20 protein-coding genes and 1 pseudogene are annotated in these 19,628 nt (G+C 64.9%); 5 read left to right on the forward strand and 16 right to left on the reverse strand.

Translation table 11 applies throughout. The features are described from left to right. Positions 1-183 (forward strand): annotated as a pseudogene (locus ON21_RS15865) (hemerythrin domain-containing protein); the annotation flags it as partial. A 37-nt stretch (positions 184-220) separates the two neighbouring features. Here the strand turns inward: ON21_RS15865 and ON21_RS15870 are convergent. Next, a complete protein-coding gene (locus tag ON21_RS15870; RefSeq protein WP_039798760.1) occupies positions 221-1,087 on the reverse strand; it encodes a MetQ/NlpA family ABC transporter substrate-binding protein in 867 nt (288 codons plus the stop codon). A 145-nt stretch (positions 1,088-1,232) separates the two neighbouring features. Here ON21_RS15870 and ON21_RS15875 point away from each other — a divergent pair, with 145 nt between their 5' ends. The 3 genes from ON21_RS15875 to ON21_RS15885 are packed head-to-tail and all read left to right on the forward strand — an operon-like array spanning position 1,233 to position 3,777. Then, positions 1,233-2,090, forward strand: a complete 858-nt coding sequence (locus tag ON21_RS15875) for a MetQ/NlpA family ABC transporter substrate-binding protein (protein WP_373281132.1) — start codon at positions 1,233-1,235, stop codon at positions 2,088-2,090. Next, complete coding sequence (locus ON21_RS15880; RefSeq protein WP_039798764.1) at positions 2,087-3,103, forward strand: methionine ABC transporter ATP-binding protein; 1,017 nt, start codon at positions 2,087-2,089, stop codon at positions 3,101-3,103. The genes ON21_RS15875 and ON21_RS15880 overlap by 4 nt, the downstream gene beginning before the upstream one ends. Before the next feature lie 11 nt (positions 3,104-3,114). Beyond that, a complete protein-coding gene (locus ON21_RS15885) occupies positions 3,115-3,777 on the forward strand; it encodes a methionine ABC transporter permease (protein WP_039798766.1) in 663 nt (220 codons plus the stop codon). Position 3,778: 1 nt separating this feature from the next. On the opposite strand, the gene ON21_RS15890 is transcribed toward ON21_RS15885, so the two are convergent. From ON21_RS15890 to ON21_RS15940, 11 genes are all read right to left on the reverse strand, one after another. Continuing rightward, entirely contained in the window at positions 3,779-4,207 is a 429-nt protein-coding gene (locus ON21_RS15890) for a DUF4189 domain-containing protein (RefSeq protein ID WP_039798767.1), read from the reverse strand. 180 nt (positions 4,208-4,387) lie between these two features. Beyond that, on the reverse strand, positions 4,388-4,771 hold the full coding sequence (locus tag ON21_RS15895) for a metal-sulfur cluster assembly factor (RefSeq protein ID WP_039798768.1): 384 nt from the start codon (positions 4,769-4,771) through the stop codon (positions 4,388-4,390). 29 nt (positions 4,772-4,800) lie between these two features. Beyond that, positions 4,801-5,268: a Fe-S cluster assembly sulfur transfer protein SufU gene (gene sufU / locus ON21_RS15900; RefSeq protein ID WP_039798770.1), complete on the reverse strand. Its 468-nt coding sequence runs from the start codon at positions 5,266-5,268 to the stop codon at positions 4,801-4,803. Positions 5,269-5,271: 3 nt separating this feature from the next. Further along, positions 5,272-6,525, reverse strand: coding sequence for a cysteine desulfurase (locus ON21_RS15905; protein WP_039798772.1), 1,254 nt, complete (start codon positions 6,523-6,525; stop codon positions 5,272-5,274). A gap of 1 nt (position 6,526) precedes the next feature. Further along, positions 6,527-7,303 carry a Fe-S cluster assembly ATPase SufC gene (sufC, locus tag ON21_RS15910; RefSeq protein WP_039798774.1) on the reverse strand — a complete coding sequence of 259 codons (777 nt, stop codon included), beginning with the start codon at positions 7,301-7,303 and terminating at the stop codon, positions 6,527-6,529. A gap of 37 nt (positions 7,304-7,340) precedes the next feature. Further along, a complete protein-coding gene (gene sufD / locus ON21_RS15915; RefSeq protein WP_039798775.1) occupies positions 7,341-8,519 on the reverse strand; it encodes a Fe-S cluster assembly protein SufD in 1,179 nt (392 codons plus the stop codon). Continuing rightward, positions 8,519-9,955: a Fe-S cluster assembly protein SufB gene (gene sufB, locus ON21_RS15920; RefSeq protein ID WP_039798777.1), complete on the reverse strand. Its 1,437-nt coding sequence runs from the start codon at positions 9,953-9,955 to the stop codon at positions 8,519-8,521. The genes sufD and sufB overlap by 1 nt, the downstream gene beginning before the upstream one ends. Next, a complete protein-coding gene (locus tag ON21_RS15925; RefSeq protein ID WP_039798778.1) occupies positions 9,952-10,761 on the reverse strand; it encodes a helix-turn-helix transcriptional regulator in 810 nt (269 codons plus the stop codon). Before ON21_RS15925 ends, sufB begins: the two co-directional genes overlap by 4 nt. A 296-nt stretch (positions 10,762-11,057) precedes the next feature. Further along, positions 11,058-12,077 (reverse strand): zinc-dependent alcohol dehydrogenase, encoded by a 1,020-nt coding sequence (locus ON21_RS15930; protein ID WP_039798780.1) that lies wholly within the window; start codon positions 12,075-12,077, stop codon positions 11,058-11,060. A gap of 42 nt (positions 12,078-12,119) precedes the next feature. After that, positions 12,120-12,782: a TetR/AcrR family transcriptional regulator gene (locus ON21_RS15935; protein WP_083880653.1), complete on the reverse strand. Its 663-nt coding sequence runs from the start codon at positions 12,780-12,782 to the stop codon at positions 12,120-12,122. 45 nt (positions 12,783-12,827) lie between these two features. Continuing rightward, a complete protein-coding gene (locus tag ON21_RS15940; protein WP_157170849.1) occupies positions 12,828-13,442 on the reverse strand; it encodes a hypothetical protein in 615 nt (204 codons plus the stop codon). Positions 13,443-13,988: 546 nt separating this feature from the next. Between ON21_RS15940 and ON21_RS15945 the strand changes: the two genes are divergently transcribed. After that, positions 13,989-14,246 (forward strand): Clp protease N-terminal domain-containing protein, encoded by a 258-nt coding sequence (locus tag ON21_RS15945; RefSeq protein ID WP_039798785.1) that lies wholly within the window; start codon positions 13,989-13,991, stop codon positions 14,244-14,246. A gap of 86 nt (positions 14,247-14,332) precedes the next feature. On the opposite strand, the gene ON21_RS15950 is transcribed toward ON21_RS15945, so the two are convergent. The 4 genes from ON21_RS15950 to ON21_RS37160 all read right to left on the reverse strand — a co-directional run bounded on the left by ON21_RS15950 (position 14,333) and on the right by ON21_RS37160 (position 19,489). Beyond that, positions 14,333-14,596, reverse strand: a complete 264-nt coding sequence (locus ON21_RS15950) for a hypothetical protein (RefSeq protein WP_157170851.1) — start codon at positions 14,594-14,596, stop codon at positions 14,333-14,335. Positions 14,597-14,688: 92 nt separating this feature from the next. Continuing rightward, positions 14,689-16,632: an ABC transporter ATP-binding protein gene (locus ON21_RS15955; RefSeq protein ID WP_083880654.1), complete on the reverse strand. Its 1,944-nt coding sequence runs from the start codon at positions 16,630-16,632 to the stop codon at positions 14,689-14,691. A 116-nt stretch (positions 16,633-16,748) separates the two neighbouring features. Next, on the reverse strand, positions 16,749-16,955 hold the full coding sequence (locus ON21_RS38435) for a hypothetical protein (protein ID WP_157170852.1): 207 nt from the start codon (positions 16,953-16,955) through the stop codon (positions 16,749-16,751). Between the two features lie 2 nt (positions 16,956-16,957). Then, positions 16,958-19,489 (reverse strand): class III lanthionine synthetase LanKC N-terminal domain-containing protein, encoded by a 2,532-nt coding sequence (locus ON21_RS37160; RefSeq protein WP_083880655.1) that lies wholly within the window; start codon positions 19,487-19,489, stop codon positions 16,958-16,960. Positions 19,490-19,628: the final 139 nt, after the last annotated feature.

Below are 19,628 nucleotides of genomic sequence, written 5' to 3' on the forward strand. Positions count from 1 at the left end.
AACGAACTAGGGCGGAAGATGGCCACGGCCAAGGCCATGGCGCCGACGAGGCCGCATCCCGGCACGCCGTCGACCCCCGGTTTCCTGAAGACCGTGGGCATGGTGTCCGCGGTCGTGGACAAGATTCGCGACATGCTCACCGGCAGGCGCTCCCACTACCCCCCGACCGCTCCACCGGCCTGACCGTCTTGCGGCGCCCCGGTAGCGAAGCTCCCCGGCGCTATTTCCGGAACCCGGCCTCCAGTTCGGCGAGCGTCGCCTGGAGGTCGGCCGGACTGTTGGTCTTGAAGATACCCTGGTAGCCGGTTTCCGCGCGGACCGCGGCCTCGACCTCCGGATCGTGGTAGAGCTGCGCGAGTTTCAGCAACGTGGGGTTGTCCTTGTCGGCCGCGCGGGCGGCGAAGACGTTGATGTACTGCTTCAGTTCCGGACGCTCGGGGTCGTCGGTGTAGATCACGTCGCCGGAGGTGAGTCCGGCGGGCCGGGCGAAGGTGTCGTCGACGAAGGCGGCGTCGACGCTGCCGAGTGACTGGGCGGTCAGCGTCGGGTCGATCGGCGTGAGCTTCACCCGGGACGCGACCGGGTCGACGTCCTCGATCTTGGAGTCCCAGCTCGCGCCGCCCTTCAGCACGATGAGCCCGGCCGCGGCGAGGCCGAGCAGGGGCCGCACCTGGTTGGCCGGGTTGTTGCTCAGAGTGATCTCGCCGCCCTTCGGGATGTCGGCCACCGAGTTGTGCTTACGCGAGTACAGCGTCAGCGGGAAGATCTCGGTCGCGCCGATCGGCACCAGCGTGTCGCTGTTGCGCACGTTGTAATTGGCCAGGTACCGCACGTGCTGGAACTTGTTGAGATCGATTCGCCCCTGCGCCAGTGCCGGATTCGGCTGGTTGTAGTCGGTGAAATTGGTGAACTCAACCGTGATGCCCAGCTGGGCCGCCCTCTTGCGGTAGACCTCCCAGTGCGGCAGCGACAGATCGTTGACCCCGATGCGGACCGCGTCGGATCGGTCTTCGCCACCGCAGCCGACCGCGGCGACGGCCAACACGGACACGAGCGGGATCAGCAACAGCCGGAGACGCGAGCGCATTATCAGCAAATTAGACGCTCGTTCAGTTCGTGCGGAGGGTTTCGCTCACCACAATCGAAACCGTTGTCGCTCGTTCCGCCTCGTCGCTTGGATTACCGGGTCATATCGCGACGAGCAATCGGGAGCACGAGTGAGATTCCATCGGATACTGGCGATCCCGGTCCTGGTAGCGACCGCGGCCTTGACCCTGACCGGCTGCGGCGGTGACGACGCTTCCTCGGACAAGGTGGTGCGAATCGGCACCACCGACAAGGATCATTCCTGGGACGTCTTCGAGCAGCGCGCCAAAGACAAGGGCATCACGCTGCGGATCACCAACTTCTCCGACTACAAGCAACCGAATCTGGCGCTGTCGCAGAAACAGATCGACATCAATCTCTTCCAGCATCTGCAATTCCTGGGCGCCTACAACGTCGCGAACAACGACACGCTGACGCCGATCGGTTCCACCTACATCGTCCCGCTGGGTCTCTACTCCAAGAAGCACAAGTCGGTGGCCGACATTCCGCAGGGCGCGGAGATCGCGATCCCGAACGACCCCACCAATCAGGCGCGGGCGTTGTTCGTGCTGCGAGCCGCCGGGCTGCTGAAGCTGGCGTCCGACACCAAGGCGCCGACCCCGGCCGACATCGACAAGGGCGCGTCCAAGGTACGGGTGACCCCCGTCGACGCCGCGCAGACCGCGCTGTCGCTGGCCTCGGTCGACGGATCGATCATCAACAACACCTTCTTGGAGCGTTCCGGTATAGACCCGCATTCGGCGCTGTACAAGGACGATCCGAAGGATCCCGCCGCGGAGCCGTACATCAACGCGCTGGTCACTCGCGCCGAGGACAAGGACAACCCGGTCTATCTGGAGCTCGCCGAGCTGTGGCACGACCCGCAGGTGCAGAAGGCGCACGACGAGGTGACCAAGGGCACCGCCGTCGAGGTACGGCGCAGCGGCCGGGAACTCGAACAGATCCTGCAGCGGGTGCAGCAGACCATCCGCGACGGCAAGTGAGCGGCGCGGCCGTACCCGCCGTCGAGTTCCATTCCGTCACCAAGGTTTTCGGCAAAGGCGCGCAGCGCAACGTGGCGCTCGACGATATCGATCTGCGTATCGAGCAGGGGGAGATCTTCGGCGTCATCGGATATTCCGGCGCGGGCAAGAGCACGCTGGTGCGGCTGATCAACGCGCTGGAGAAGCCGACGAGCGGCACGATCGAGATCTCCGGCGCACCCATCACCGGCGTGCCGGAGCGCCAGGTGCGGCGCCTGCGGCGCGATATCGGAATGGTGTTCCAGCAGTTCAATCTCTTTCGCTCGCGCACGGCGGCTGGGAACGTCGAATACCCGCTGAAGGTCGCCGGCTGGAAACGCGCCGAACGCAAGGCGCGGGTCGCCGAACTGCTGGAATTCGTCGGACTGTCCGACAAAGCGCGCAGCTATCCCGATCAGTTGTCGGGCGGCCAGAAGCAGCGGGTGGGCATCGCCAGGGCGCTGGCCACTTCGCCGTCCTTGCTGCTGGCCGACGAGTCCACGTCGGCGCTGGACCCGGAGACGACCGGTGAGGTGCTGCGGCTGCTGCGCAAGATCAATCGCGAACTCGGCGTCACCATCGTGGTCATCACCCACGAGATGGACGTCATCCGCGCCGTGGCCGACCGGGTGGCGGTGCTCGCCGAGGGACGCATCGTGGAACTCGCCGACACTTTCGACGTCTTCGCCGCGCCGCGGGCGGCGCCCACCCGCTCGTTCGTCGAGACCGTCCTGCACAACCGCCCCTCCGAGGAGGAACTGCGCCGCCTCGCCGATCGCCATGGGGGGCGGTTGGTCACCGTGGACGTGGACGACGAACTCGGCATCGGCGCGGCCCTGGCCGCCGCCGCACACGCCGAGGTCCGGTTCGAGGTGGTCTACGGCGGGGTGAGCAGCCTGCAGGAGAAGACCTTCGGCAGCCTCACCCTGGCGCTGCACGGCTCCGCCGACGCCGTCGACAAGGTGGTCGCCGAGCTCGAGCGCCGGTCGGCCTGAAAGGAGTCGCCATGCATACCGATTGGGACAAACTCCGGCCGGTGCTGAACGAAGCGATCGGCACCACGCTCTATCTGGTGGCGATCACGTTCGTGGTCGGCGGCTTCATCGGGTTGCTGCTCGGCACCGCGCTCTACACCACCCGCAAAGGCGGGTTGCTGGCGAACGCGCCGATCAACCTGCTGCTCAACGTACTCGTCAACGTGGTTCGCCCGATCCCGTTCATCATCCTGCTGGCCGCGCTGGGCCCGGTGACGCTGGAGGTGGTCGGCACCACGATCGGCACCGAGGCGGCGGCGTTCGTGATGATCGTCGCGGCCTCGTTCGGTATCGCGCGCATCGTCGAACAGAACCTGGTGACCGTCGATCCCGGCGTGATCGAGGCGGCCCGCGCGGTGGGCGCGGGACCGCTGCGCATCATCCTGACACTGCTCATCCCCGAGGCGCTCGGGCCGCTGATCCTGGGCTACACCTTCGTGGTGATCGCGATCGTGGACATGTCCGCGATGGCGGGCACCGTCGGCGGCGGCGGTCTCGGCGATTTCGCCCTCGTCTACGGCTACCAGCGCTTCGACTGGCAGGTCACGTTCGTCGCGACGCTGATCATCATCGCGGGCGTGCAGGGCATCCAGTTCTTCGGCAACTGGCTGGCCCGTAAGGTTCTGCGGCGCTGACCTATCCGGCGCCCGACGTGCAGGCCGTCAACCGGACCTGTCCCGGCCGGGGAATGGCGCTGCCGAGATCGGGGAACGGCGGTGCGCTGGGACCGAGGACCTCGAGTGCCCGGCGTTCGGCTTCGGCACGGGTGGCGCCCCACGCCCATCCGTGCTTGCCGTCGGCGCCGCGCACGACGGACCCGCAGGCGTTCCAGAACTGCACGACCGTCCGGCAGTCGTCGACGCCGCAGTGGGCGCGAGCCGCGGTGTCCGCGGCGGCGGCGCTCGTGTAGTCCACCGCCGAAGTGACGGCGCCGGTGCTGGACGAGAGCGCGAGCGCGCCATAGTAGGTCGCCGCCTGCGCTTCGCCCGCGGGAGCCCCGACGACGGCGCAGGTGGCGGCCGAGACCGCCGCGAACCCGAGGGCAGCCTTGTGCGGCAACGACATCTGATGATCCTCCCCGTTCCGAACGACGCGAAGCTCAGATCATCGTCCGGCCCGTGCGCTTTGTCGAAGTGCGGACTTCCCATGACCGGTGGGTGCGCCGGATCGACACCCGGCGGATACGACTCAGCCGCCGGGCGCCTTGTTCCAGGCGCTACCGGCGGCTGCTACCAGTTCTGGCGATTACACCGTGAAGCCGAGGGCGCGCAGCTGTTCGCGGCCGTCCTCGGTGATCTTGTCCGGACCCCACGGCGGCATCCAGACCCAGTTGATCTTCAGATCTTCCACCAGGCCGCTGCGCACCAGCGCGTTGCGCGACTGGTCCTCGATGACGTCGGTCAGCGGGCAGGCCGCCGACGTCAGCGTCATGTCGAGGACCGCGATGTTCTCCTCCTCGACGCGCAACCCGTAGACCAGGCCGAGGTCGACGACATTGATGCCCAGTTCCGGGTCGACGACGTCGCGCATCGCCTCTTCGATGTCCTCGAGCAGTTTGATGTCCTCGGCGGACAGCTCGGGCGATTCGGCGGCCTGTTCGATCTGCTCGGTGGCCGGTGTGTCGGTCATGACGCTATCCCCGTTTTCCATCGGACGGTTCAGTTCTCTTCCGCGGCGGGCGCGGGCAACTCGGGGCCGATCCGGAGGACGGCGTCCTTGAACGCCATCCACCCGAGCAGCGCGCACTTCACCCGTGCCGGGTACTTCGAGACTCCCGCCAAGGCGATACCGTCGCCGATCACGTCTTCGTCGCCTTCGATGGTGCCGCGGCTGGAGATCATCTCACTGTAGGAGTCGACCACCTTCAGCGCCTGTTGCACCGGGAGCCCGATCACCTGATCGGTGAGAATCGAGGTTGCGGCCTGGCTGATCGAGCAGCCTTGGCCGTCGTAGGAGACGTCGGTGACGTCACCTTTGTCGTCGAGCTGCACGCGCAGGGTCACTTCGTCGCCGCAGGTCGGGTTCACGTGGTGCACCTCGGCCCCGAACGGCTCGCGCAGCCCCCGGTTGTGCGGGTGCTTGTAGTGATCCAGGATCACTTCCTGGTACATCTGCTCCATGCGCATGACTTATGCAACCCCGAAGAAGCTCTGGGCCTTCCGCACCGCGGCGACCAGCGCGTCCACCTCGGCGAGAGTGTTGTAGACCGCGAAGGAGGCGCGCGCGGTCGCGGCGACGCCGAAACGCCGGTGCAGTGGCCACGCGCAGTGGTGGCCCACCCGGATGGCGACACCCTCGTCGTCCAGGATCTGCCCGACGTCGTGGGCGTGAATGCCGTCCACCACGAACGACACCGCACCGCCGCGATCGACGTTCTCGGTGGGCCCGACGATCCGCACGCCGTCGATCCCCGCCAGTCCTTCCAGCGCCGCGCCGACCAGCGTGTGCTCGTGCGCCGCGACGGCGTCCATGCCGATCTCTTCCAGATACCGCACGGCCGCGCCCAATCCGACCACCTGCGAGGTCATCGGCACACCGGCCTCGAAGCGCTGCGGCGGCGGGGCGTAGGTGCTGTGGTCCATGAAGACCGTCTCGATCATCGACCCGCCGGTGATGAACGGCGGCATCTCCTCCAGCAGCGACCGGCGGCCGAAGAGCACGCCGACGCCGGAGGGACCGAGCATCTTGTGCCCGGAGAACGCGGCGAAATCGACGCCGAGCGAACGGAAGTCGACCGGCATGTGCGGCACCGACTGGCAGGCGTCGAGCACGACCAGCGCGCCGACCGCCTTCGCCCGGCGGACCAGTTCCTCGACCGGAGCAACGGCGCCGGTGACGTTGGACTGATGAGTGAACGCGACCACCTTGGTGGCCGGCGACAGTTCCAGCGAGTCCAGGTCGATCCGGCCGTCGTCGGTCACGCCGTACCACTTCAGCGTGGCGCCGGTGCGACGGGCCAGCTCCTGCCATGGCACCAGATTCGCGTGGTGCTCCAGCTCGGTGATGACGATCTCGTCGCCCGGGCCCACGTGGTGCGGGAACCGGTCGTCGGCGAACGCGTAGGTCACCAGGTTCAGCGACTCGGTGGCGTTCTTGGTGAACACGATCTCGCCCGCATCCACCCCGACGAACCGCGCGATGTCGGCCCGCGCGCCCTCGTAGGCGTCGGTCGCCTCCTCGGCCAGCTGGTGCGCGCCGCGATGCACCGCCGAGTTGCTGGTGATCAGGAAGTCGCGTTCGGCCTCGAGCACCTCGATCGGCCGCTGCGCGGTCGCGCCGGAGTCCAGGTACACCAACGGCTTCCCGTCCCGGACCGTGCGGTTCAGGATCGGGAAGTCGGCCCGGATGCGGGCGATGTCGAGGGTGCGGACCGTAGCGGTCATGTCAGGCTCCAGCGGTAGCGGTCTGGGTGAAGCGGACGTAGCCGTTGGCGTCGAGTTCCTCGGCGAGCTCGGGGCCGCCCTCGGCGACGATGCGGCCGCCGACGAAGACGTGCACGAACTCCGGCTGGATGTAGCGCAGGATGCGGGTGTAGTGCGTGATCAGCAGGACGCCGCCGTTCTCCCGCTCCTTGTAGCGGTTGACGCCCTCGGAGACGATGCGCAGCGCGTCGACGTCCAGGCCGGAGTCGGTCTCGTCCAGGATCGCGATCTTCGGCTTGAGCAGGCCCAGCTGAAGGATCTCGTGGCGCTTCTTCTCACCGCCGGAGAAGCCCTCGTTCACGCTGCGCTCGGCGAAGGCGGCGTCGATCTCCAGTTCGCTCATCGACTCCTTCACCTCCTTGACCCAGTGCCGCAGCTTGGGGGCCTCGCCGCGCACGGCGGTGGCGGCGGTGCGCAGGAAGTTCGACATCGAGACGCCGGGAACCTCGACCGGGTACTGCATGGCGAGGAACAGGCCCGCACGGGCGCGCTCGTCCACCGACATCGCCAGCACGTCCTCGCCGTCCAGCGTGATCGAGCCGGAGGTCACCGTGTACTTGGGGTGACCGGCGATCGCGTAGGACAGCGTCGACTTGCCGGAGCCGTTCGGGCCCATGATGGCGTGCGTCTCACCGGACTTCACCGTGAGGTTCACGCCCTTGAGGATCTTGATGGGCTCGGCGGTCTCGTCGGGATTGGCGACCTCGACGTGCAGGTCCTTGATTTCCAGGGTGGTCATCGAATTCGAATTCCTTTGCCAGGTATGGGGTCGTTGATCAGGCGCCGATGGCGGCGAGTTCGGCCTCGATGGCCGCCTCCAGCCGCTCCCGGACCTCGGGCACCGCGATCTTCTGGATGATTTCGTGGAAGAAACCGCGCACCACCAGACGGCGGGCGGCGTCCTCCGGGATGCCGCGGGCGCGCAGGTAGAACAGCTGCTCGTCGTCGAACCTGCCGGTGGCGGACGCGTGTCCGGCGCCGACGATCTCGCCGGTCTCGATCTCCAGGTTGGGCACCGAGTCCGCCCGCGCGCCGTCGGTGAGCACCAGGTTGCGGTTCACCTCGAAGGTGTCGGTGCCTTCGGCGGCGGCGCGGATGAGCACGTCGCCGACCCACACGGTGCGGGCGTCGCCCTTCGGCGAGTGCGGGTCGCCCTGCAGCGCGCCCTTGTACAGCACGTTCGACTTGCAGTTCGGCACGGCGTGATCGACCAGCAGTCGCTGCTCGAAATGCTGTCCGGCGTCGGCGAAGTAGAGGCCGAGCAGTTCGGCGTCGCCGCCGGGGCCGTCGTAGCGGACGTTGCCGGTCAGGCGCACCAGGTCGCCGCCGAGGGTGACCGAGGTGTGCCGCAAGGTGGCGTCACGACCGAGCCTGGCGTGATGCGCGGTGGCGTGCACCGCGTCGTCGGCCCAGTCCTGCACGGCGACGACGGTCAGCTTGGCCGAATCGCCGAGCACGAATTCCACGTTCTCCGCGTAGGTTCCGCTGCCGCGCTGGTCGATGACCACGGTGGCCTTGGCGAAGCGCTCCAGCCGGATCTGCAGGTGGCCGTAGGCGGTCCTGCCCTCGCCGGGGCCGGTGATCGTGACGGTCACCGGCTCGGCGACCTCGATCTCCGCGCCGACCGTCACGACGGTGGCCTGCTCGAAGCCCGAGTACGCCTGCGCGGCGACGCGATCGGACGGCACGCCGCCCGCACCGAGCCGGGCGTCGGAGCGGTCGACCGTCTCGACCGTGACGCCTTCGGCCGCGCCGACCTCTACGGTCGCACGGCCGTCTCGAACCGCGGTGCCGTCCTGCAGTCCGCGCAGGCGGCGCAGCGGGGTGAACCGCCACGCCTCGTCCTTGGCTGAGGGCACCTCGAAGGCGTTCACGTCGAACGATGTGAAGACCTCGCCCTTGTTGAGCGCAGGGGTACGAGCCTCGGCGGCTTCGGCTACGTTCTCCACGGCCATCAGCCGACGGCTCCTTCCATCTGCAGTTCGATCAGGCGGTTGAGTTCCAGCGCGTATTCCATCGGCAGTTCCTTGGCGATGGGCTCGACGAAGCCGCGCACCACCATGGCCATCGCCTCGTCCTCGGTGAGGCCGCGGCTCATCAGGTAGAACAGCTGGTCCTCGGAGACCTTCGAGACGGTCGCCTCGTGCCCCATGGTCACGTCGTCCTCACGGATGTCGACGTACGGGTAGGTGTCCGAGCGGCTGATCGTGTCGACCAGCAGCGCGTCGCACTTCACCGTGGACTTCGAGCCGTGCGCGCCCTTGTTCACCTGCACCAGGCCGCGGTAGGAGGCCCGGCCGCCGCCGCGCGCCACCGACTTCGACACGATGGTCGAGGAGGTGTGCGGCGCGAGGTGCAGCATCTTCGCGCCGGTGTCCTGGTGCTGGCCCTCGCCGGCGAACGCCACCGACAGCACCTCGCCCTTGGCGTACTCGCCGGTCATCCAGACCGCCGGGTACTTCATGGTGACCTTGGAACCGATGTTGCCGTCGATCCACTCCATGGTCGCGCCCGCCTCGGCCTTGGCCCGCTTGGTGACCAGGTTGTAGACGTTGTTCGACCAGTTCTGGATGGTGGTGTAGCGGCAGCGGCCGCCCTTCTTCACGATGATCTCCACCACCGCGGAGTGCAGCGAGTCGGACTTGTAGATCGGCGCGGTGCAGCCCTCGACGTAGTGCACGTAGGCGCCCTCGTCGACGATGATCAGGGTCCGCTCGAACTGGCCCATGTTCTCGGTGTTGATCCGGAAGTAGGCCTGCAGCGGGATGTCGACGTGCACGCCCGGCGGCACGTAGATGAACGAGCCGCCCGACCACACGGCCGTGTTCAGCGCGGAGAACTTGTTGTCGCCTGCGGGGATCACCGAGCCGAAGTACTGCTGGAAGATCTCCGGGTGCTCACGCAGGCCGGTGTCGGTGTCCAGGAAGATCACGCCCTGGGCCTCCAGATCCTCGCGGATCTGGTGGTAGACGACCTCGGACTCGTACTGCGCGGCGACACCGGCGACCAGCCGCTGCTTCTCCGCCTCGGGGATGCCCAGCTTGTCGTAGGTGTTCTTGATGTCCTCGGGCAGCTCGTCCCAGGACGCGGCCTGCTTCTCGGTCGAGCGCACGAAGTACTTGATGTTGTCGAAGTCGATGCCGTCGAGGTTGGAGCCCCAGATCGGCATGGGCTTGCGATCGAAGATGCGCAGGGCCTTGAGCCGCTGTTCGAGCATCCATTCCGGCTCGTTCTTCTTCGCCGAGATGTCGCGGACAACCGCCTCGGACAGACCTCGTTGCGCACTGGCGCCGGCCACATCCGAATCGGCCCAGCCGTAACCGTAGTTGCCCAAGGAGGCGATGGCCTCTTCCTGGGTGAGCGGTTGCACCTGGTCGGTGGTCGTCGTCATTCGGCACTCCTTCCGGAGTCGTTCGTTCGTACCGCTGCGGGCTGTGCAGCGGTTGGTGCTGAAGTTTCGGTCCGGCCCGCGGGCAGGACGAGCAGCGGCACGTGCGTGGTGCACGCGCAGTCGCCGTTGGCGATCGTGGCCAGCCGCTGCACATGGGTGCCCAGCAGCTCACGGAACGCCTCCAGTTCCGCCGCGCACAGCTGCGGGAACTCCTCGGCGACGTGCGCCACGGGGCAGTGGTGCTGGCAGATCTGCACGCCCGCGCCCACCTTGCGGGTGGTGGCGGCGAACCCGGCGTCGGTGAACGCCTCGGCGATCTCCTCGGCCTTCGCCGTGGTCTGTTCCGTGGTGTGCTCGCCGACCGGTTCGATCCCGGCCACGATAGTGCGTGCCCGTTTGCGGGCGAACTCGGTGATGGCCTGTTCGCCGCCGATCTCCCCGAGCTGCCGGATGGCAGCTCCGGCCAGATCGTCGTAGGCGTGGCCGAGCTTGCCGCGTCCGGCCGCGGTGAGCTGGTACTGCTTGGCCGGGCGGCCCCGGCCCTTCTGCTGCCAGGGCGCCGATCGGCTGGCGCGCGCCTGACCGGAGTCGATCAGGGCGTCCAAGTGCCTGCGCACGCCCGCCGGGGCCAGGCCGAGCCGGTTCCCGATGGCGGTGGCGGTGATCGGTCCTTCTTCCAGCAGCAGCTGGACGATGGCCGCTCGGGTATGCCCTTCGCCGCCGACCGTCGCGGGCGCAGCAACCGACCCGGCGTCGGCCTTGCGACCGGCTCCTTCGTCGTTCCTCCGCAAACCCACGGTTTTCACAACATCAGTGTGGCGGAATTCGTTCCCGAAAGCTAATAAGGGTGCCCTGAGTCGGCGACCCGGTCGACCTGCGGCGATTCCGGCACGACGGAGGATCGCATGCCGCCGTTCCGGACAAGTGTCCACCCGACGCGTTGCCGGGTCGCAGCGCGACTTTCCCGGCTGACCTGCGCAGAGGAAACGCCGAGCGGAAGCGGGCGAGCCGCGTCCGCACAACTGCGAGCGTCGAGCGTCGAGCGGACGGTCCTCCCGCCGCGGCCCGGGACAAGGCGCGCAGTGCGATTCGTCACAGGAGCTCAGCGCACGGCGACCAGTTTCATCGGCGTCTCCAGCAGCGCGTCCACCGCCTCGTCCCACGCGGCCGTCGCGGTGGTGACCAGCGACGGGTCGAAGCGCCCCGCGGCGACGAGATCGAGCACCTCGGGAATGACCGGGCGGACGTGCGCGCGACCGGTGTGGAAGGTGCAGCAGCGGGTGTACATGTCCAGGATCGGCAGGGCGACGTCCTGCGACTGCACGCTGACGCTCGTGCACCAGCCGTCGTAGGCCGCCGCATCGATCGCCGCGCGCAACGCCTTCGCCCCGCCCGCCGCCTCCACCACGATCGGGAACCGTCCGACCCGCGCGTCGCGTGGACCCTCGGTCGCGTCCGCGCCGAGCGATTTCGCGATCTCGAGCCGCTGGACCGAGTCGTCGAGATAGACCACACGGGCGGAGCCGAGCGCGACCGCGAGCCCGGCGGCGTACAGACCGATCGACGGCGCGGCGGGGCCGCCGATCACCAGGACTTCGGCGGCGGGATCGGCGGCCAGCTGCGGGCCGACCGAGCGGTAGGCGTCCGGGATGTTGTCGCTGGCGCTGGCCACCGCGGCCGGGTCGACGCCGGAGGGCAGCCGGACCAGCATGGCGTCGGCATGCGGCACGAGCGCGAGGTCGGCCCACAACCCGCCCCAGTCCAGCCCGCCCATGGGCCCGAGGCCGAAACTGGACAGCCGCGGATGGCTGGTGCAGTTCCCGGTCCGTCCCCGCGCGCACGCGCGGCAGGTGCCGCACGAGATCTGGAAAGGCACCACTACCAGGTCGCCGACCGCGATATCGCGCACATCCGGCCCCACCTCGACCACTTCCGCGACTCCCTCGTGCCCGAAGGGATAGGGCCCTGGTAGCGGGAACGCGCCGCGCAGGACGGCCGGATCGATGTCGCAGGTGGCCAGCGCGACCGGCCGCACGAGCGCCTGATCAGGCCCGCTCAGTACGGGTTCGGGGTGGTCTTCCCAGCGCATCGCACCGGGACCGGTCAGCAGCAGACGCTTCATCGTCCGAGTGTCGCTAGAACGTTCTTTCTAGTCAACCGAATCTTACTGTTCGGCAGGCATCTCCGGAAAACTTCCGGGCGAGGCGTCTGCTCCGGGTTCGGTTTCGGCCGAATCTTCCGGCGCTGCGCCCCCGATTCCCGCCGCCGCGAAGGTTGCCCGGATCAGCCGCTCCATCGACTTCGCCACGGTGCGCAGCGGTGCGTCCGTCTGGCGGATCCGGGCCAGGATGGTGGCGCCCTCGTAGGCGGCGACCACCGTGGCGGCCAGCTCGGCCGCGTCCTCCCCGCCGAGGCCGAGTTCGGCGAGCAGCCCGGCGAACGCCTGCTCCATGGTGTCGAAGGCGCGCACACAGGCCGAGCGCACCGCCGCCACGTCACTGCCGCCGTCCAGCGCGGGCGTCCCGATCGGGCACCCGTCGGTCCATTCCGAGTCCGCGAGCTTGGCCACCATGAATTCGAATAGTGTGGCCAAGGTGGCGAACACATCGGTCGGCGCCTGCCGGATCATGCGACCGGTCAACACGCCGGTCCCGGTGATCGCCGCGACCGCGATCTCCTCCTTGCCCCCCGGAAAGTGGTGGTAGATCGAGCCGTACGGCAGTTCGGCCGCCTCGCTCAACGCCTTCAGACCGAACCCGTGATACCCGTGCCGCGCCAGCAGCCCGGAGGCGGCCACCTCGATCCGCCGCCTGGACTCCGAAACCATGCGTCGATTGTGCCGCCTCAACGGCGCCGGTCCGGGCGGAACGATCTACAGCTGCTTCACGATTGCGCCTTGTTCATCGAGGATTGCGATCGATGGCGTGCCGTCCATGGCCACGCGCAACTGAATTCGCGGCCGTCCCTGCGGATCGCACAGTGTCAGTCCCGTTCCGTTCTCGGTGTCAGCGAACAGCCGCAGACCCATCGCGTGAGTCGCTTCCTCGAGCGGCGTGTCGGGATCACCAATGTGCTTCATGGTCAGTGCAGCACCGGCAGGCGCGTCCTCCCAATTGGCCCCCAAGTGGATGGCATCCCCGTTGGGGTAGTCCAGCGCGATCTGCGCCCCGACGCTGGAGGCGGTGATGCCACCCTTCTCGTCGCCATTTTCGTCGTTGAACAGCAGATACGTGGCATCGGGCCCTTGCCGCATCTGCGGCGGATACGTCTTACTTCCGAGGATGATGGGGGGCTTGGTCGTCGCCAGCAAGAACCTTTGCTTACCGCGATTGTCGACCACAGTGAACGAATCTTTGGCGGCCATGTCGTCCGTATCGCCCACCTTCGCCGCTGCGGCCCCGATTCCGACGCCTGCGGCGGCCACCGCGGATCCGATCACGACCGACCGCCGACTGACCATGTGCTTCTGGTTCGTCTCATCTGTCACCGTCCGATCGTATTTACCCAGTGCCTATCCGAGCGCGCTCTACCGACGACCTCGACATGCTCTCCCGCGAGGTGTCACCTCGAGATGAGCTCCGATGTGATGACACAGATCGCGGCCGGCTGCGTCAGTTCGAGTGACGACACAGCCTCACATCTGAGATACGGGACAGAGGCGGGCCGGTCCGAGACTGGTGACGAGCCGACGACTGCACCGATCACATCCTCGCCCCCAGCACCAGCGGCATGCTCCTGAAGTAAAAAGCCTGCGACATCGACATTCAACTGATCACAGACCCATTGCGGGCACGATCGATGTCACGAAGCCCCCGATCTGCTCATTCGACCGAACCCACCGGCACCGAATCCGAGGACGATGTCGGACCGAATTCTCCCGACACCTCCAGATTATCGGGATTTCTACCGGCGAACACTCGCTTCGAGCCGATAACCTCACCTTCTGCAACAACGCGCATGCCGCGCGGGGAGTGCGCTTGCGGCGGTCGGATATGCCCGCTGTCCAAGACGGCCGGAGATCGGTACAAGTAGTATGGAACTGCAACGCCCACACACGAAGGGATTCTCGATGGCCGCGCTGACACCCACTCCCCGATACAATCGCGTAATCTCCTCTGCCGCCAAGATCGCCGACGATATGGGCCACGACCATCTAGGGGTAGAACATCTTTTCCTGGCGATTATCCGGGAGCGAAACTCCCTTCCAGGGCAGATTCTCGGTGAAGAGGTCGACTTGGCCGGCCTGGACCAGCGAATTATAGAGCAGATGGCAGCAACATATACACAGTAGTCCCTCGACGACACTGCAGGGCCTACCACCGTTGCGGTGGTAGGCCCTGCAGTCTCTCATTGCGCGCCTAGTCGAATCGCATGGGTTCAATCAACCTGGATCCAGTGGAAGTAGCCCCCCTCAAACGAGCATTCCCAGATCGAACCATCCGAACCTACTGTGGTCTGGCCGTCGTTGCGCTGGTTGCACGGCGTCTTCGGCGGGCCGGGATTCAGCAGTTGCTTCGAAACGTCGGCAGTAATCGGAGCGCTCACGGGAACGGCACCGGCGGCTGCGGCGCCGATGGCTTCGATCGAACTGAATGCAGCCAGTACGGCGATTGCGACAGAAATCGACTTGGTTCTCATCATGATAAATCCCTTCGGATAGAGGTGCGTAAGGACTTCTAATACTTCAATGGAATCAGCTTGTCGACGAGTTCTACATCCCCCCTTGTGGTCGGTCAAAAGTCCGACGGCAGAGCAACCGACGATGATTGCAGCTCGTACATTTTGCGATACCGCCCATCCGGATGCTGCATCAGTTCGGCATGGCTACCCATCTCCGCAATACGACCTCGGTCCATCACCACGATGCGGTCCGCTCGCCGCGCGTTCAGGATCCGGTGGGTGACGAACACGACCGTGGCAGCAGGAGGCACTTTCCTGTTGTCGGTCAAGTAGCTCAGCACGCGGTTTTCGGTTCGCGGATCGAGAGCTGACGTAGCCTCGTCAGCGATCAGCAGCGAGCCGCGCCGCAGCAGTGCTCTGGCGATAGCAAGGCGCTGCCACTGCCCCACGGATAAGTCGCGCCCACCGACGAACCGGGCAGACAATAACGCATTCATCTTCAGTGGCAGTTCATCGATCACAGCATCGGCGCCGGACACCTGCAAAGCCACGTCCCAGTCGGCCGAATGGTCCCCCCGTGTAGAGTCTCGCCCGATGGCGATATTGTTACCAGCGGTGGTCGGCCACTGCGCTGGATTCTGCGCGATGAAGGAAACCCTTTGTCGAATATCCTGCTCGCGGATCGTCGCGATATCGACACCATCCCACAACACGGCTCCCTTCGATGGCGGATACAACCCTGCGAGTAGCTTCACCAGCGTGGACTTTCCCGATCCATTGCTACCTACGACGGCAACAACCTCACCCTCGTGGAACGTCACATCGATCTCCGACAGCGATTCGCTCCCGCCACTCGGATAACTGAAACAAACCCCGCGAAACTCGACGACCTTCGGGCCCGGGCCTTTCAATGGGACAGTCGCCTCGGGACGGCACCGACTCTTCGCCTTCCTTATCAGTTCACCATATAGTTCGATTCCCAGCCCTAGCTCCAAGAACTGATAAATCGTGCCGGCCGCCGCCGCGACAGAGCTGACGGACATTCGCATTGCAACGATCGCGGCCCCAGCTGCCGCCATGCCCATACGCTCGAAGTAGACGAGTACGAGAAGAAGCCCGAAAACGCACCCCGCGGATACGGCCGAGAGTATCCGGCCGATCAGCTGGACTCGCGCACGAGAAATCGTGGATCGAATTTCCTTGCTGCACAACTGCGCAGAGACAGCGTGCAGCTCGTCCAGCAATCCCGCACGCAGCGCGAACACAGTCCTCTCCAGAGAGAATCCTCGATCAGTGCATACTTCACTGAGAATCGATTTCTTCAGGTGACCGGACACAGATTGGAGTAGATAGGAATTACCCAGGCGACTGCTTTTCGCCGCCGCCCACGCCGACGGGATGCATGCGATAAATATCCCCAGGGCCATGGCGGGGTGAAAGAAGGAGGACGTTGCGGTCGATACAGCAACGGTCACCAAAGCCGATACTGTACCGAGCAGCGGCGCCACGCCGTTCGCAAGTGCTCGAGTCCCGAGCTCGCCTCCTTGTACCGCAAGCTCACGGAAGCTTGCGTCTTCGAAGGAAATCAGGTCTGTGCAGGAGATCGTACGTGCGATCTGATTTTCGGCCGCATGGGCGATACGCGGCCGTAAGCACGCCTCGACCACTTTGTGCAGACTGTCTACAGCTGCTCGGGCAGCGTAGATCAGGACGACCACAGCGATCTCGTCAGCCGAATCGACCAGGTGGGCGGGCGTGATCGCGGACTTCATCACCACGCTCAAGGCGTCTGCAGTGGCCAGCAGCCCAAATGCGGTGAGAAATCCCCCGGTCACGCTGATCAGGGCGGCTGCTACCACCAACAGGGGTGCGGTTCGCCATCCCGCAGAAACTGTTGCGCTGATCAGTACCGGCAACTTTCGGAGATTGTCTATCGTGCTTGCTTCGGCGACTCCGCGGCGATCCCTGACCCAATCCGGTTCGGCCAGGTCATCGAGCGCGACCAGTAACCGGGCATCCTGCCGCGAATATTCACCAGTGGATCGAGCCGAGTCCATGTCGATATCTCAGTATTTGCATTACGCGCTTTCCGAATATTATGACGCGCCTTAGCAGGCGCCGCCGCTCCCGAGAGTCGGCGGCGCACTGCTACGGCTGCTGCTTCGACGGCGGATCAGTCCCAACCACACTTGTTGTGGCTCAGCGCACTGACACCGCCGCAGCGGGACCAGCTGATCGAACTCGTGATCGTCTGGTATTCACCACCGGTCTGAGCACTGACTTTTTGCAGGGAGAGCACATCGAGGTGCGACATTACCATTCCTTCTTTCTTTGTTTTCCTACCTCGCACGGCGAGGCTTATGACGCGTTCCAGCGCCACGTCTACAACGGACGGAGCAACCCGTAGTAATCTCGAGCAACCATATTCGCGGTATGAATTATCCCGCTCATGCCGGTGGCGAGATCGGTCGTTATACGAAGATTTTCATCACCAGGTACCGCCCACGTACCGAAGGAGGTCGGAACTGCAAAACCTCGCACGACAGCTTCCAGCTCGGATAATGGTTTACGACTTTCACCGACGAACTTGCGCAGACCATTGGCCCCATAGAACAACCCAGTATATCCATTGAAGAGGCCGCAACCAGTAGACATGCTCGGCGAACTCGCTCGTAGCAAATCATCGATGACAGCGACAACCGCCGGGTCTATGAGATCGCTGTCCAGGTCATGCAGCACGACACCGAAGCCGGCTGACCCGGTAGCCAGGTACGGCAGCAGGCGACCATTGTCCCTGTACTGCAGGCCTCCTTTTTCATCCAGCTGATAGCCACCGAGTTCCGCCAGCAGCGCCCGATTCAAGGCGTCGAGGAACATACTGTTCCCGTATCTCTTGTATGCCTCGGCGAACAGCCATCCCATACCGAGATCGCCGTACATGAGCCCGGAGGACTGCTCCACGAATCTGTTGGTCTTGATTCCAGCCTCGGACCTGGGTGGTTCGGGTGAACCTAGATACCGCCGAGCGAGGTCGGCAACACTGTTCTCGATATCGGCGCTGATTTGCCCGACGAGCGTCGGATAGGATTCCATCTTCAACGCTGCGAGGAGGATACCCCCGACACCGTCGAAGATGCGGAGACTATTCGTGCGGCCGACTATATCGTGGTTGCGCAACAATGCCTGCGCCTCTTTCTCGGCGCCAATCGACAGGAGAGCATAAATCGACCCACACAGCCCATCGAACAATCCGGTACGAGGATTCCTTTCCGCTTCCTCGACCAGGACTCGAGTGGACACCTCGTCCGGGTGATCGGCACACGCCAGCACCTGTCCCGCAGATCCCAGGCCGAGACCACTGAGGTTGTCCTCGAGCGCCTCGTAGTGCGCCGGCAGATGACCGCAGCGCTCGCGTGCGGTAGCGGTCACCATGGGCAGATCTTCTCGTAACCGACCGAGGAACTCCGATGGCGGCGGCTGGTCGGAAGGAATCGACCAGCCCATACCTCGCAACATCTGGTGTCGACGCGAGGCGAGACGGAGCAAGGGCCCTGGAACGAAACCGTCATTGCGTTCGATCCGTTCCAGCAATACCGGTAGTGCCCAGTTGTACCGCGTCTCGGTGATATCTTCGTGCTCCACCCGACCGGTCAGCAAATCTGTCACAACCGTCGTAACAGCGAAGCGGTCGATGTCACCCGGGCCGATGGATTCCGGCGTCGCGTAGCCCGGGGCATTGATGCTGCGGGTCAAGCTTCCCGAAATGGGTACTGCGGTTTCGAAATCGACCAGACCAACGTCCATGGTATCGGGGTCGACCAATATGTTTTGTGGGTGCAGATCGGCATGAACAATCCCTGCCGCAGCCAGCTCCGACACTGCTTTGATCAAATTCTCGACAATCAGTTCACTGCTGGCCGCATATTCTTCCCATGCCTGCCCACTGTCGTCATATACCGGCATATTGCTGGCCAACCAGAGCTGCAGCGTAATACCTGGATGCTTGCTGATCGCCATGAAGTAATGGCCCGACAAATCACCTTCCCAGATCAGGCGCGGGCTGGCACCTGCTCCGTCGAGTTCGCGCAGTATCCGTGCCTCACCAGCTACGCGATCATATCCGTCGGCGCCATCGGTTGTGTATCCCGCATAACGGCGCCCCTCCTTCACCAGGATCTCTCGACCGGTGTCGAGCCACTCGGCCAGATAGATTCCGCCGGCATTCGAGTGCTTTATCGCTGATTTTACGGAAAAAGGAACCTCGTGAGTGACTTTTCGATCGACAGCTGTCCTCAGAAAAGAGGGGACATCTACCCACTGCGGGCATACGAACCATGGCTCGCGCCGGTCTTCTTCCCACGTACCATCGGGACGTCGGATGCAGAGCATGTTTTCGTGCTTCATTTCCTTGAAAGCGCCGTATCGAAGGAACACAGGCCCGGATTTCCAGCGCACGTCCGTCAGTATGTGCGGTCCCGGAATTCCCTGCAGAGCTTCTTCGAGGCGGTCCAGCGCCTCTCGCAGTACAGTGCGCGGAGGATAGATGGTGACAAGCTTGCCCGCACTCGTCCGATTGGCGTTCTTGGAGTTGGCCAGCCGATAGACACGAACCGAAGAGACGTGTTTGAACGGCAATGCGAGTTCACGGCATATCTTTGCCGCCGCATGAACCACTTCCAGTTCGGTTCCGATCGCGGCACTCAAGTGAATCTTCCAACCCTGGGCGTCCATTCGACAGCCCGATTTCGGCACCCGGTGCGTCCAATAGCCATCGTTCTCGACGAAGTATTCCGGCAATTCCAGCACCGAAAGTACCGACTCCGGATGAGAGGAGGGCGCAGATTCGGCGAAGAACTCGCGATCGCGAAGGCAGTATCGTTCGAATCTCAATTGACCCCCCTGGCTCGCATTCATCGATGCTGTTTACCGCGGCAGTGACCAGGTTTGCACCGTTCCGCAGCTGACGTCAACATTCCGGAATGACATCCGCCTGACTGCCTGCGGCATGACAGAAACGCACAAAGCGCGGCAGACTGCCATATCACTGACAGAA

Origin of the sequence: Nocardia araoensis NBRC 100135 (assembly GCF_000308435.1) — a bacterium.
Classification (GTDB): Bacteria; Actinomycetota; Actinomycetes; order Mycobacteriales; family Mycobacteriaceae; genus Nocardia; species Nocardia araoensis.